Here is a 13,098-nt window from a genome sequence, read left to right on the forward strand (position 1 = left end):
GTCGAGATAAACTTCACAGCCTACCCCTCCCATTCAAAACCGTGCTCGCGAGTTTCCCAGCACACGGCTCCTGATGTAGATACCCCTTTTGTCACTGGGAACAGGGTTACAACCCCCTGCTTTATGACCTCAACTTTCAAAGCTATATGCTTGCGTTAGTCTTTAAACTCGCTTTCGCCATTAAACTCTTACTTATCGCGGTCTCTATATCCACACCGTGATTAGTGGGCATATCCTAACTATTACAGTTAGGCATTAGCTTTCAATCACATCCTTTCCCCTTAAAGGGTTAGGGGTCGAGAGTGAAGTCACCTTCACCCTCTCCCATTCAGAACCGTGCTTGATAGTTTCCCATCACACGGCTCCTGGTGTGGATACCCTATTTGTCAAAGGAGCAGAATCAAGAGACCTGCTTTCTACTTCGATGTTCAGAGCTATATGCACCACGTAGTCTTTAAACTCGTCCTCGCCATTATACTCTTACTGACCGCAGTATCTATATCCTCACCGTGACCTGTGGGCATATCCCCACCATGACAATTGGGCTTTAGCTTCTGGTCACATCCTTCACCCTCTAAGGTTAGGGGTCGAGAGTGAAGTCACCTTCACCCTCTCCCATTCAGAACCGTGCTTGATAGTTTCCCATCACACGGCTCCTGGTGTGGATACCCTATTTGTCAAAGGAGCAGAATCAAGAGACCTGCTTTCTACTTCGATGTTCAGAGCTATATGCACCACGTAGTCTTTAAACTCGTCCTCGCCATTATACTCTTACTGACCGCAGTATCTATATCCCCACCGTGACCTGTGGGCATATCCCAACCATGACAATTGGGCTTTAGCTTCTGGTCACATCCTTCACCCTCTAAGCATGCGCTTACATTTTTCACTACTGCCTTGTGAATAGCATTACTCACTGGTTTATAGGCAGAGCATTAGAGGGGTTACAACGTTCCGATTATATGGGCATTCCATCGTTAGATTTGTCCTCTCCGCCGGGGTACTTTTAAAGGTCTGTGTAGGTAGTCGCACGAACCCCCTACTTTTCCCCTTGCCCTTTTGAGCGCAGCGTGTCAACCTATTTCGCTGCTAGTGTATTACGATGGTTCAAGTCGGACATTCGGTCTTCCTAATCATAGATGGTTGGCAGTGGTCGCGTCTTGGTAGTAGGTTCTACCTCACGCCTTCCGTTCCCCGCTTCAATCCTGGAGTTATGATTTCCAAAACTGGGGGTGGCTATCGCCGTTACTCTCTACTCCCTGATTTCTCAGTTCGTTTATGACCTTGAGTTCCCTGCCTTGCTTAGTTCCCTAAGCGTCGGGACATATAACCAGTTATGAGGATGGTCAGGAGAGGTCTCCTTATATCCAGATTCGGAGCTGGAATCCTCACCGGGTAGTTATTTCGGGCATTTCAGCCCTATTTCATACCCGAACGTCTCGCACCATACGCTTACACTTTTCACTACTCCACGGGTACATCCCGCCACTTGAGAGCCAATGAGGGGTTTAAACGTTCCATCTATGCGGGCATTCCATCTTTAGATTTGTCCTATCCACCGGGGTACTTTTACTTTTAAAGGTCTGTGTAGGTAGTTATAGCAGCCTCCTACTTTTTTTCCCTCGCCCTTTTGAGCGCAGCGTATCAACCTATTTCGCTACTGACGCATTACAATGGTTCAAGCCGGACATTCGGTTTCCCTAATCATGGATGGTTGGCAGTGGTCGAGTGAGAGGTAGGTTCCTCTATTACGCCTTCCGTTCCCCGCTTCAACCCTAGGAGTGTGAATCCTCAAATTGGGGGTGGCTACCGCCGTTACTATCAACCTTACGTTATACTCAAGGGGTTCACAACTTCCCTCTTTTTTTTTCGCTCAGTCTTGACCTTGAGTCTCTCTGCCTTATCTGGTTGTCGAAGCCAGATGTTGAGACACATAGATAGTTATGGGATGGTCAGGGGTGCGAATCCCTTATATTCCACCAAGGGGTGGAAGTACCACTAGGAGGTTATTTCAGGCATTGCAGCCCTATTTCACTCCTAAACGTCTCGCACGCTATATCAGCGTCCAACACATAGTAATCACTATGATTGATACATAGATAAATTCGTGCTATTGCATCTTGGGCTGAACGTCCAGGACGGAACCCATAGCTTGTGCCTTCAAATCTCGATTCCCATTCAGGTTCGAGAGCCGATTTAACCAAGGCTTGCTTTGCTCTATCTTGGATTGTGGGTATTCCCATTCCCGCTTTTTTCATCCCTGCCGGGTTTTGGAATCCACACCCGTCGTAGTGGTTTTGCTTTGAGGTTTCCCTTAATATTCTTGACAAGTTCAAACCTTTGCCTTGGTGAGATTGCTCTCATTCCATCAACTCCGGCAGTTTTCTTGCCTTGATTATCTTGGGGGGCGGGTTTATTAAGCTGACTGTTGGGAAGCATGGCTGACCGTGGAACCCGCCCCTACAGCCGCACTGCTAAGAGTCGGGCATAATATGATTTCACCAATAGACGTTGCAACCTTCTTACCTTTGCATCCTGTCCCGATTTAGCTGCTTGAAATATACTCTTTTGGAGCTTGAATACTTTCCGCTGAACCTTAGTCCATGGGATTGTCTTCCATGCGTTGTTCGTAGTCTTGATTGGTTTTGGTTTCCCAAGCCCTTTCTTTAAACTCGCTATCGCCATCTGTACACCTACTTGACTTTATTCCTTACAATCAAACCGTGACCCGTTAGCATATCCCTACCATTACAGTTGGGCTTTGGCTTCTGGTCACATCTCACCCCCTAATAGGCTTACGCTTACACTTTCACTACTGATTCTCTCGACCAGATAATCAGAGCCTAAAAGGGGTTAAAACGTTCCGTTTATATGGGCATTCCATCTTTAGATCCTACATTCCGCAGGTTGATAGGTAATTAACCGGATGCGTAGTAATAGCGCTCAACGGGTGGACCGAAGAGGTGAATAATCAATCGCCGTTCATCATTGAGATTGCTAATCTGCCTTTGCCCATCGAGATTAACCCAGTGGATTCCTTGAAACTTCTGCATAATCCAGCGAAAGGTCGGTTTAGCGGTGGGTTGTTGGCGTTGGTCGCGCACCGTTTGCTTCTGAGCATCTAGCGCCTGTCGCAGTTGGCGTTCGGCGAGGGTATACACCATAAGGGTTAGGGCCATGATGAGAGCTAAGGCCTCGACCCGCTGCGGCTTTTTGACAAAGACGCTACTGGCAAAGAAGAGGGGGTCTTTGAGGAAGCGAAAGCCTCTCTCGACGGTCTGTTGCCCTTTATATTCGCTCAAGCAGGTCTGAGCCGGCCAGAGGGATTGCTCCAGTTGATTGGTGGCTAGAATAAAGCGACTACGCTGACGGCTAAAGCGGTCTTCCGCCGTGGCGGTCTGCTGTAACGTGGCCTGGAGCCGATAGCCCTGAACTGGGGTGGGTTCGGCGGATTTGGCGGGACGACCGGGGGGTCGCTTGGCCCGCACCGTCTCCAGGGAGACCTGAGTGAGCTGATGCACCTCGAGTCCATCTTGAAACTGCATCAAGGCCTCGAGGGCATCGGGTTTGCAAGCAAAGACCCGCTGGGTCAGCTTTTTCAATTGGCGGTTGAGGCGGTGTTCGAGCTTCTCTAATTCGGGTTGCCAGAGGTCGGCATTGGCTTTGCGGGTTTGGCTTTCGACGAGGCGCCAGCGCTGGCGCACTCCGGCATAGGTCTGCTCAATCTCCCACATCCGGTAATCCTTGGAGTTGCAGGGGACTTCAGTCAGTCGGGTGACATCGCTGTGCACCAGCTCTTGAGCCGCTTTTAGGGTCAGCGGGACCCGTGATAGCCACCCCGTGGTCTCCATCTGCTGCAGATTGGCTGCTGTGTAAAAGGCGGCATCCATCACAACGATACCGTCGCTAGTCCATTGGTCACCAAACGCCTTGAGCACCTCTGCAAACTGCTGAGTATCCTGTTCATTGCCACTGGCAAACTGCAACCATAGCGGCACGCCACCGTCGGCGGCACAGACTAGAGTCATCAAAAACTGTTTCAAATCTGGACGATGGTCTCGGGAATAGCCTCGACACAGCCGAATTGGGCTGGGTTCTGCTGATGTCTCACCGGGGGGAGCTGACTCAAGTCCTACCTCGGATTTCCCCTTCGAGCACCGCTGATACTTCCCTTCTACTGAGATCGAGGTGGCATCGAGATGACGCTGTTGAATATCAATTCCAAATCGTTCCACAGCCTGGAGCGCCACCTGGAGAAAAAATGATGTCGTCCCTTCTGCGTAGAGTTCATCCAACACTCGACCTAAGCGGTCGTCATTCAAGTGACGAGCCTCTACCCCTTCCCCGAGCAGATGAGACACCGCTTTACTCTCAAAAAACTCGCTGAATAAATACAACGGTGCACTGAGAAAGCCTAGGGCGTTCAAAATCATGGCTTTAACCACTTGTCCGGCACTCACATGCTCCAAGCTATGAGGTTCAATCCGCTTATCCGTCAACTCGACCAGGCCAAGTTCGTCAATCACTCCAGCCACTAAACCCAGATGGTCTAAATTTTTAATCTGCATCGCCAGAGCCTACCGCTCGAAGGAACCCTTTCTAGCCTAGACTAGCACCATATCTTTTATTCCCTGTCAACCTGCGGAATGTAGGTTAAAACGTTCCGTTTATATGGGCATTCCATCTTTAGATTTGTCCTTTCCACAGGGGTACTTTTAAAGGTCTGTGTAGGTAGTAGACCGAGCCCTAAGTACAGGACAAAAGTTGTAGAGCCTGGTGAAACCGCCCTGAAAACAAAGGCAGATTAGAGAAAGTGCGGCGTAGAAAATCGAAGCCAGTGCGGAAAAGACTCTGGGAGCGTCGTCCGTGAGCCTTCAAAGGAATGGGTGAACCTTGGTGAATCCACAAACCCACCTTCATAGCCCAAGTAAAAGCCAGGCTAAGCAAAGCCAATAAACGGCTCAAGCGCTCAGGGTCCTTAAAGTGAGTCGATTCGAGACAGAAGCCCCGAGTCTTCAAGGCTCCGAAGAGGTTTTCAATACCCCAACGCCGAGCATAGTCGGGGAGGGCCGTTTCGGGGCAAGCGTTAGTGATGAGAATCAACAACTCCCCCGAATCAGACAGACGAGAGCCAATGACGTAAACCTGCCGTCCCCAAACCCAACGGCGACCCGAAAGCTGGCGAAATTCTCCGGGTCGCAGAGAATCAAACATTCGTTCGCCGCTACGCCGAGTTCCTCCTAACTTAGGACTAATCAGCTCGCTGTGGCGGATGCGTAGGCGGAAAGGAACCTCGGGGTCGATGAGAAGATACGAGAGCCAATCTCGCCCCACAAATTCCCGGTCAGCGGTCAGACAAGCCACCTCCACGTCAGGAAATAGTGCCTCGAAGCGGTCGAATAAGTCCATGCGTTCGCCACTGTTGCTATTGCCCTTTTTGTCAAGCATCGTCCACAGCAGGGGAAAGGCAATCCCCTCGTGGACGACTGCCAACATCAAGATGTTGAAATGGGTTTGACCGAAAGACCAACAGGTGCGGTCGAGACTAAGAGTCCAAGGTTGGGGAATGTCAATGAGGCTAACGACGAAACGGGCAATCTCTGCCCGGTCAAATTTGAATTGCCGAAAAAAACGTTGTAATCGCTGGTAATTTGAGGAAATTTGCACAGGATTTGCGAATACAGTCGCTATTTCCATCAGATTAACCGTCTTTGTTTGGAATAGCGCCATCAGGAACAGGCAGACAAAGTTTAATCTCGCCCCGTGCCAGGGCAAGTGAGGGCGCAAAGTGTCTCGTAATCGGTTAAGCTCGTTCATGAGAGGGAAGTTTGGTTTGTGGTAATTCCGATGTAACCCTCTCACCCCAACTTGGCGCTACCCCCCCACCCCTCGACTTTCACCTCAGCCCGGAGCGCCCCCTTCAGAATTTTCGTCTAGATTCCCTTTTGGCTAAGACTTTCAGCTTTTTTGTCCTGTACTGAGGACCGAGCCTCCTACTTTTCCCCTTACTCTTTTGAGCGCAGCGTTTCAACCTGTTTCGCTGCCCAATCTTTACGGTGGTTCAAGCCAGACATTCGGTTTCCCTAATCTTGGATGGTTAGCAGTGGTCTCGATTCTGGTGTTGGGTTACACCTCGGAGCCTTCCGTTCCCCGCTTCAGTCCTGGGGTTGTGATTCCCTAAACTGGGGGTGGCTATCGCCGTCACTCTCTACTTCCTGATTTCTCAGTTTGTCTATGACCTTGAGTTCCCTGCCTTGCTCAGATTTCTCCAAGCGTCGGGACATATAAACAGTTATGGGGATGTTCAGAGACGAGCCTCTTATATTCAACCAGGGAGTTGAAATCCCCATCAGGCGGTTATTTCGAGCATTGCAGCTCTATTTCATGCCTGAACGTCTCGCACCAACCTTGAAGATTGTAGCAAATCAGGGGCAGTTTTCGGCACTTTCATAATTTATCGCGCTCCAATGAGGTCTGGGTAGAGGGTACATTTTTAAAGAAAATGGTAGGCGGGAACGGCATTTCCCAGACTGAACTCCCATAGGTCGATGTTTTGTTGCTGTTGGGCGACCCACTCGACTAGGGCGACTTCTTGACTGCGGGGAATGAGTAAATAAATGCGTTCTGCGTCTTCGGTAGCTTTACCCTGAACTATGGGATATTTGCTGGCGATCGCATTTATAAAATCCTGCCACTGTTGTTCCTGTTGCTGTTCAAAATTGAGGCGCTGCTGGTGTAGACGTTTTTTCTGCAAAAAATAGTCCCGTCCCTTAGTTGGCGGCGCGGTGGTATCAGAAGATGGCTTCTCCTGGTTGAATGGTTGGGGGATAGCCTCCAGTAGGTACTCAGCCCGACCTGTTAATTTTTCTAATTGCCGAAAATAGCGATCGCCCTCTGTGGTCAGATGTTCGCACAATCTCGCCTCGGAATCAAAACAAGTCCCAAACCGCACAGGTAAAACGGTAGTTTCCTCAAATATCTGACACACAATCCGATCATGGGTCAAAACCGCCCGCATTAACTCTTCCTCATTGTCAGCCGAGAGATTTTCCGCCTGTAGGTTTGGTTCCACCACGGCGGCTAAAGCCCCAGCCTCCAGTAACACTACTGGTTCATAGATTCCCTGAACGGATTTCCAACTAATTGATTGACTCTTAATAAAGGCATATACATACATTTAGAGACACTCCTACCCATCGACAGCTTTTTTATCAAAAATCAGATTTATCCTAGGATATAGGCTCTAAGAAAGCCCCTAGGAGGCATTTTTTGGTGTATGGTGGTGGGCGGGGTAACTATGATATACCGGGCGTGAACCCGCGCCTACTTAACCCACTCCCAAACTAATACCAATTGTGCGAGTCCCGATCGCAAAATTGATTCAGTTATCATGGGTTCTTCCCAATCAATTTCTACCCCATCGATCCATATCCCCAATTCCGGCGACACATCTCGCAGTTGAGTAATAATTGCGTCGCTACAGATACCTACTTGCTGAAACCTTTGACCACCTAAGCATTGTACGGGACTGGGAGTATCGATCGCCGATGCTAGACCGCCATTATCAACTCCAGTCTGGTCAGGCTGCCAATCAATCACAGCACTTTCATCTAATATAGTACCTATCAACCGGGGAGGTTCACGGGTAGCGATATCAATTTCCCAATGATAGCCTGGGAAATCAGCACTTAAAATCGCCACTAATCTAAGGGTTCCTTTATACCATAGTTTACCCGGTTCGAGAACGCGGACAGTAATGCCACCAATAAGTCTAGCGATCGCCGCCGAACCTCTAACAGTATGCCACATCAGAGATTGGATCAACTGACTGAGGCTAACTTGAGGAATCATCACATAGCCATAAGGAGATGATTGGCGATTATCTTGAGATTCTGAGGCGATCGCTTCCACCAAATCCCAGGCTTTGCGAATCAGAAAACGATTAAATATATCTGGGGATAGTTTAGGTTCTGGGGAGGAAACCCGGCGATTTTTACTATGAGAAACCGATGATTGAGCCGGTTCATCCGCCGCCGCAAAATTCTCATAACTTAAACAGAATTTTTCCAGGGGAACCGCTATTTTCTGAATAATTATTTCTTGAAAAGAACGACTAAAAATCATCATATCAGTGAGTTTCAGTTGACTTACCAATAAAAGGTATGGGGTCATTTCCTCGGAATCGTAACTACCTTCCATGGGATCATAATTAACCTCATTAACCTGATGGTTACTCCACTGCATCGAAGGATAATTAACTAAAAATTGAAATCCGAAATCTAATAATAGTTGACCGGGTTCCCAATTATATCCAGGTTCGAGAACTGCAATTGATTGTGATTTCCATAAATCCAGCGCCTCAAATTCTTGATTAATAATATTTTTAAGCTGCTCAAGCAGAGACTTGGCTGAACGAGGAACAGTACATAACTCACAGTCAAAAGACTGCACGATCGCATTATGATGTAAATTAAATTTAGGACTCTCACCCGTAGCCAGGTCTAAATCATATTGACCCTGGGGAGTTTTCAGGATTAAACTAGCTACCAGTCGCAAAACCCCTGGTTTTCTTGTACCTCGAGGGGAAGTTACCATCACCTCAATTCCAGTTAGCAGCGCCATAATATTTTCAGCACTACAGCCTAAGCGCCACAATAATAGGGTTTGCAAATCACCGAGAGTTACAATTTCCGATGGACTCTTATCCGATAAATTCCCGGACTTAGGGTAACTTTTTTCTGTGGTTTTTTGCCCTTCTAAAAAATGATGCCAAATATCCACCAGTTCCTCGGCAACGTAGGGAATCAGACGTTCTTCGGCGGCCAAAGGTGGCTCACTGGCGACAGAGAGGGAATCAGAGTTAATCTCAGCATTAGTCTGTAGGAGAGCATCAGATGATGAATCATTAACTAGCGATCGCAGACTAAATATCAGTTCTACCAACTTTTCCAGACTGTTAATTAAAGCGCCTGTTCCCACACCTTTACCCAAATCTCTGAGACGGGAAACATCAACTTTCACTAAAGTTAACTGTTGGGCGATCGACATATTTTTAGCCGTGGTACTATCGTCGCCATAGATAATTAGATCAGACATCAATGTCCTCCGATAATTCTTGTAAAGGTAAACCTAGACTATCCACTACCTTGATAGAGTACCCTGTTGAGGGAACTAAGGCTAAACCAGTTTGTTTCCAAGGTGCTAAGGCTGTAGCGACAGGACAGTTATACTCAACTAAACGATGACCTGACCAATTAAAAATTTGCATTTTTCCAGGTTCGATCGTCCAACCATAACCCCAGTCTGCCATAAATAAAGCTGTCGGGGGGGATGCTACAGCCACACGAATGACACTGAGAGGTTTAAGATTGATTTGCAGTAGGGTTAAGGGTTGATGCTGACATAAAGCCAGGATCGTATAAGGATGAGGGGTGGCGAATACTTGGTTAACATTGATGGGTAATTTTATGGTTCCCATGGGCGCACCTCGGCGACTGTACATCTGAAAAATAGTTTTCGGTGATGAGGGTTTAGTGTTTGACCAAGTAGCCAATAAATGCCGCCCATCAATAAAGGTTAATTGAGGTAGTATTTGTGTGGAAACGGAAATCACTTTTAGGAGTTTTACCGATGAGTGACCCTTATCGTCGGTGCTATGGTGGGGGTTAGTTAATCCTTTGGTGAGAGAGTAAAATCGCAGTTGACCAGGTACAGCGATCGTTAAATAGTCCCGTTGCCATTCTGGCAGTAGATGTGCCTGTCGGGAAGAGTTCAAATGAGATTGAACTACATCCTGGGATATACTCAGGGTAGTTTTTTTAATATTTGTGCCAGTGTCTTTAAAGATTTGGGGCAGAAACCCTAGAGATTGGGAGTCTGGCTGAGGACTGGAGTTATGCCACCAATGGAGATAATTATTGGTCAAAATATAACACCCATGAGACATGGGATATAAACTAACTACAGATTCTGATACGGTGAAGGATTGAGACTGTTGTTCTGTGTAGGACCAGGCGATCACATTGCTACCTGTGGCACTGTAGAGATGGGTCGGATTTGATGCTAGAAGGGGTTGGCTGTCAGAGGGGGGAGGGTTGTTGAATTTATGGGGGAGATCATAAAATTCCAGGGAGTCGATCGCATTGCTGTCCGGGTCTAGGGAGTCCGCCGCCTCCCCGGTTCTGGTCATCTGTGATGGCAAATACCAGGGAATTAAGCGATCGCCTATTTCTTGCACAGATGGATCAGCCATAGCCGCCTTTAAACTTTCCGCCATAGCGCCGGCGCTCGGAAAACGGCGGGCTGGCAGTTTTTCCAGGGATTTTTGTAATATATTTTGTAGGCACTCCGGCAAAAAAGTAGGCCGTTCAACTCGATGGTTCATGTGCGCCCACATAAGTTCACTAAATAAACCATGAAAGGGGCGATCGCCTACTAATAATTCATACAATACCACCCCCATAGCATATACATCAGATTGAGCCGAGTACATACCATAAAACCTTTCCGGGGCCATATAAGCCGGAGAACCCCCTGGCGATTGACTGGAAGAACCTATATCATGGTGACTGGGTAGACGACGAGCAATGCCAAAATCAGATAGTTTCGGCTGCCATTTACCAGCAACTATCGTCAGGAGTATATTCTCTGGTTTAAGATCACAGTGAATTATGCCCCGCTGATGAGCATAGTCTAAGCCTTCGAGTATCTCTACTATAATCTGTAGACCTTCGAGGAGTCCTAGAGTTTGATCACCCTCAATTAAACCCCGCAAAGTTCCAGCCTCACAGTAGTCCATCACTAGATAGCGCCCGTTTTGGATATGTTCCAAACCCAGACAGGCAGCAATGTTAGGATGCTGTAAACTAATGATATACCAAAGTTCTTGTAGGAACTGATTGGTTGGCGATCGCTCATGGCTCAATTCCTTGAGTGCCACCAATTTACCTTTTTGGCGATCGCTCGCGCAATAAACCTTCCCGTACTGTCCTTGTCCTACCAATCCCAAAATTCTATATTTAGAACGCTGCATAGCTTTAGCTAGTGTCCCCCCAAATCCAATTAAAATAGAAATGAATTTACAGTAAGCTGCTCCCACTTTTTGAATTTGTTCATATACAACCGAAGCTCACAGGATTACTATGTCATCTAAAATTGAGTCTCAACCCAATTCCCAATCAAATTATCCTGCTCCTACTAGAATCATACAATCTAGGAGCCAATATCAATCTTGCCATATTAATGTCCCTGATCTGGAACGACCTGTTCCTGCTATTTCTGTCGGTCAGGAATATTATAGTTTTTTTCGGGCCGTCCCCAACGCTGACAAAACCTTTGAGATTATAGCCAAATTGAGCAACATGGGGGAAAATACAGTTATTACTAGAGTACCCACAGCCTATGTGATTTGGGTCCTTGAACCCCAAGCGTCCCTATGTCAAAGGTAACCACCAGGGGAAAGACAACAGGGAAGGGGTCATTTAATTAAATCTGACACCCGATACCCTGTCAATTAAACCCTTAGTCCAGTGTCAATACACTAGCGCCCAACGCTATACTTTAACTAAATTACAATCAAGACTGAACCACATCATTATGGCTAAAGTTATTCGCCTCGAACCTATCGCTGAGGAGATGGAGGTTAAAACTAATTCTAACATTTTATCTGCTTTGCTTTCTAAAGAACTTCATGTCTTGAAAGAATGTGGCGGTCGTGGAATGTGCGCCACCTGTCATGTTTATATTAAAGATGGCATGGAGAGTCTGTCGCCAGTTAACCGACGAGAACAAAGAACCCTAGAAGTAATTACTACCGCCCAAAAAACATCCCGCCTCGCTTGTCAAGCCCACGTTCTCGGAGAGGGTATTGTCATTGAACTACCTTCCGGGATGTATATTAATGCTATTGAGGATGTGGAGTCTTTAATCGGAAGACGCGCCGAACAGGAACTCCTGCATCCTATTACCGGGGATGTAGTTGTGGAAACTGGTAAACTGATTACCCGCTCGATTATTAATCAACTCAAAGAAACTCAGTTCCAGGTTGGTGAGTATATGTCTCGTACTACAGATGCTAAATAAGTTTACACTTCACAGGGTTTGAGGATTGCCACCCCTCTCCCCCAACCTGGAAACCAGGGAGAGGGTATATTACTCGCAAAAAAACATCATTTTGTCGATGGTTTGTAAACTTTGCCATTGGGGAGGGTAGCCCCAGCCAGTTGAGCGCCTTTGAGTTCAACCCCCGCCAAAATAGCGGCGCGAAGATTAGCTTCTCGGAGGTCAGCCTTAGTTAAATTAGCTCCGGTAAGGTTCGCATCAGTTAAATCAACGCGATCGAGATAAGCGCCGCCTAGGTCAGCATGAATCAAGCAAGCACTTTGCAAATTAGCGCCACTGAGGTTAGCAGCACTAAGATTAGCTTCCATTAACAATGCACCCACTAAAGTAGCTTCACTCAAATAGGCTCCGGCTAGATTAATCCCAGTTAATAATTTTTGGCTCAGGTCCACCCCCCCCAAATCAGCACCACTGAGGTTAACCTTAGTGAGGTGAGCGCCATTAAGACAGATATCTCGCAAATAGGTTTTGCTGAGATTAGCTCTACTGAGGTTGGCTCTAGTTAGGTTAGCTTGATACAAATCAGCTTCTACCAGGGATGCTGAGTTGAGATAGGCATCTGTCAGGTTAGCACCACGCAAATTAGCACGACCAAGATTAGCTTTAGTTAAATCAGCTTCCGTCAAGTTAGCACCCATGAGATTAGCGCGAGTCATTTTGCACTCACTCAGATTGGCGGCGCTAAGGTTGACATCCTTGAGGTTAGCAGAACTTAGATCAGCTTGAAATAAGTCCGCCTCAGATAAATTAGCTTTAATTAAATAGGCACGAACAAAGTTAGCTGATTGTAAATTGCTTTTGGTTAAATTCGCGGAACTGAGATCAGCTTTGTGCAAATTGGTTTTGATAAAAATAGCCTCAGTTAAATCAGCCCAATTTAGATGAGCCGATTCTAGGTTGACACCACTTAAAGTTGCACCTTGTAGATTGGCTCCATTGAGACTAGACCCGCTGAGGTTAGCCCCAGTTAAGTTATAG

At 47.1% G+C, this 13,098-nt stretch carries 12 protein-coding genes and 1 pseudogene; 4 read left to right on the forward strand and 9 right to left on the reverse strand.

Annotated elements, in window-relative coordinates; translation table 11 throughout:
* Window positions 1-1,102 precede the first annotated feature (1,102 nt).
* Entirely contained in the window at window positions 1,103-1,282 is a 180-nt protein-coding gene (locus tag HFV01_RS20770; RefSeq protein ID WP_008050473.1) for a hypothetical protein, read from the forward strand.
* Between the two features lie 724 nt (window positions 1,283-2,006).
* Here the strand turns inward: HFV01_RS20770 and HFV01_RS20775 are convergent.
* The 5 genes from HFV01_RS20775 to HFV01_RS20795 all read right to left on the reverse strand — a co-directional run bounded on the left by HFV01_RS20775 (window position 2,007) and on the right by HFV01_RS20795 (window position 5,817).
* Window positions 2,007-2,258 (reverse strand): RNA-dependent RNA polymerase family protein, encoded by a 252-nt coding sequence (locus HFV01_RS20775; RefSeq protein ID WP_071829309.1) that lies wholly within the window; start codon window positions 2,256-2,258, stop codon window positions 2,007-2,009.
* The gene (locus HFV01_RS31780; protein WP_008056131.1) at window positions 2,218-2,439 is read right to left on the reverse strand and encodes a reverse transcriptase N-terminal domain-containing protein; all 222 of its coding nucleotides are present in this window, start codon (window positions 2,437-2,439) and stop codon (window positions 2,218-2,220) included. The genes HFV01_RS20775 and HFV01_RS31780 overlap by 41 nt, the downstream gene beginning before the upstream one ends.
* A gap of 21 nt (window positions 2,440-2,460) precedes the next feature.
* Entirely contained in the window at window positions 2,461-2,685 is a 225-nt protein-coding gene (locus tag HFV01_RS31785) for a reverse transcriptase N-terminal domain-containing protein (protein ID WP_008056133.1), read from the reverse strand.
* A 233-nt stretch (window positions 2,686-2,918) separates the two neighbouring features.
* Window positions 2,919-4,568: an IS1634-like element ISAtsp2 family transposase gene (locus HFV01_RS20790; protein WP_193520352.1), complete on the reverse strand. Its 1,650-nt coding sequence runs from the start codon at window positions 4,566-4,568 to the stop codon at window positions 2,919-2,921.
* Between the two features lie 178 nt (window positions 4,569-4,746).
* On the reverse strand, window positions 4,747-5,817 hold the full coding sequence (locus tag HFV01_RS20795; protein WP_006669092.1) for an IS4-like element ISAtsp3 family transposase: 1,071 nt from the start codon (window positions 5,815-5,817) through the stop codon (window positions 4,747-4,749).
* Between the two features lie 196 nt (window positions 5,818-6,013).
* Here HFV01_RS20795 and HFV01_RS20800 point away from each other — a divergent pair, with 196 nt between their 5' ends.
* Entirely contained in the window at window positions 6,014-6,181 is a 168-nt protein-coding gene (locus HFV01_RS20800; RefSeq protein ID WP_155839083.1) for a hypothetical protein, read from the forward strand.
* 312 nt (window positions 6,182-6,493) lie between these two features.
* Here HFV01_RS20800 and HFV01_RS20805 read toward each other — a convergent pair whose 3' ends face one another.
* From HFV01_RS20805 to HFV01_RS20815, 3 genes are all read right to left on the reverse strand, one after another.
* Complete coding sequence (locus HFV01_RS20805) at window positions 6,494-7,177, reverse strand: GvpL/GvpF family gas vesicle protein (RefSeq protein ID WP_006617801.1); 684 nt, start codon at window positions 7,175-7,177, stop codon at window positions 6,494-6,496.
* Window positions 7,178-7,323: 146 nt separating this feature from the next.
* The gene (locus HFV01_RS20810) at window positions 7,324-9,096 is read right to left on the reverse strand and encodes a hypothetical protein (RefSeq protein ID WP_046319943.1); all 1,773 of its coding nucleotides are present in this window, start codon (window positions 9,094-9,096) and stop codon (window positions 7,324-7,326) included.
* On the reverse strand, window positions 9,089-11,032 hold the full coding sequence (locus tag HFV01_RS20815) for a serine/threonine protein kinase (protein ID WP_008048920.1): 1,944 nt from the start codon (window positions 11,030-11,032) through the stop codon (window positions 9,089-9,091). The genes HFV01_RS20810 and HFV01_RS20815 overlap by 8 nt, the downstream gene beginning before the upstream one ends.
* A 109-nt stretch (window positions 11,033-11,141) precedes the next feature.
* Here HFV01_RS20815 and HFV01_RS20820 point away from each other — a divergent pair, with 109 nt between their 5' ends.
* Both HFV01_RS20820 and HFV01_RS20825 read left to right on the forward strand, forming a co-directional pair.
* Window positions 11,142-11,447: a hypothetical protein gene (locus HFV01_RS20820; RefSeq protein ID WP_006621115.1), complete on the forward strand. Its 306-nt coding sequence runs from the start codon at window positions 11,142-11,144 to the stop codon at window positions 11,445-11,447.
* Window positions 11,448-11,595: 148 nt separating this feature from the next.
* Window positions 11,596-12,081 (forward strand): 2Fe-2S iron-sulfur cluster-binding protein, encoded by a 486-nt coding sequence (locus HFV01_RS20825; RefSeq protein WP_006621116.1) that lies wholly within the window; start codon window positions 11,596-11,598, stop codon window positions 12,079-12,081.
* Between the two features lie 86 nt (window positions 12,082-12,167).
* On the opposite strand, the pseudogene HFV01_RS32165 reads toward HFV01_RS20825, so the two are convergent.
* Window positions 12,168-13,094: pseudogene (locus HFV01_RS32165) on the reverse strand (pentapeptide repeat-containing protein); the annotation flags it as partial.
* Window positions 13,095-13,098 lie beyond the last annotated feature (4 nt).

It is taken from the genome of Limnospira fusiformis SAG 85.79, from assembly GCF_012516315.1.
Taxonomy (GTDB): domain Bacteria; phylum Cyanobacteriota; class Cyanobacteriia; order Cyanobacteriales; family Microcoleaceae; genus Limnospira; species Limnospira fusiformis.

Excerpts from the sequence above, each read along its gene's own strand:
- HFV01_RS20770 (WP_008050473.1), top strand. The coding sequence starts at position 1,103 with ATGGTTCAAGTCGGACATTCGGTCTTCCTAATCATAGATGGTTGGCAG.
- HFV01_RS20775 (WP_071829309.1), bottom strand. The coding sequence starts at position 2,258 with ATGAAAAAAGCGGGAATGGGAATACCCACAATCCAAGATAGAGCAAAG.
- HFV01_RS31780 (WP_008056131.1), bottom strand. The coding sequence starts at position 2,439 with ATGCTTCCCAACAGTCAGCTTAATAAACCCGCCCCCCAAGATAATCAA.
- HFV01_RS31785 (WP_008056133.1), bottom strand. The coding sequence starts at position 2,685 with ATGGCGATAGCGAGTTTAAAGAAAGGGCTTGGGAAACCAAAACCAATC.
- HFV01_RS20790 (WP_193520352.1), bottom strand. The coding sequence starts at position 4,568 with ATGCAGATTAAAAATTTAGACCATCTGGGTTTAGTGGCTGGAGTGATT.
- HFV01_RS20795 (WP_006669092.1), bottom strand. The coding sequence starts at position 5,817 with ATGAACGAGCTTAACCGATTACGAGACACTTTGCGCCCTCACTTGCCC.
- HFV01_RS20805 (WP_006617801.1), bottom strand. The coding sequence starts at position 7,177 with ATGTATGTATATGCCTTTATTAAGAGTCAATCAATTAGTTGGAAATCC.
- HFV01_RS20810 (WP_046319943.1), bottom strand. The coding sequence starts at position 9,096 with ATGTCTGATCTAATTATCTATGGCGACGATAGTACCACGGCTAAAAAT.
- HFV01_RS20815 (WP_008048920.1), bottom strand. The coding sequence starts at position 11,032 with ATGCAGCGTTCTAAATATAGAATTTTGGGATTGGTAGGACAAGGACAG.
- HFV01_RS20820 (WP_006621115.1), top strand. The coding sequence starts at position 11,142 with ATGTCATCTAAAATTGAGTCTCAACCCAATTCCCAATCAAATTATCCT.
- HFV01_RS20825 (WP_006621116.1), top strand. The coding sequence starts at position 11,596 with ATGGCTAAAGTTATTCGCCTCGAACCTATCGCTGAGGAGATGGAGGTT.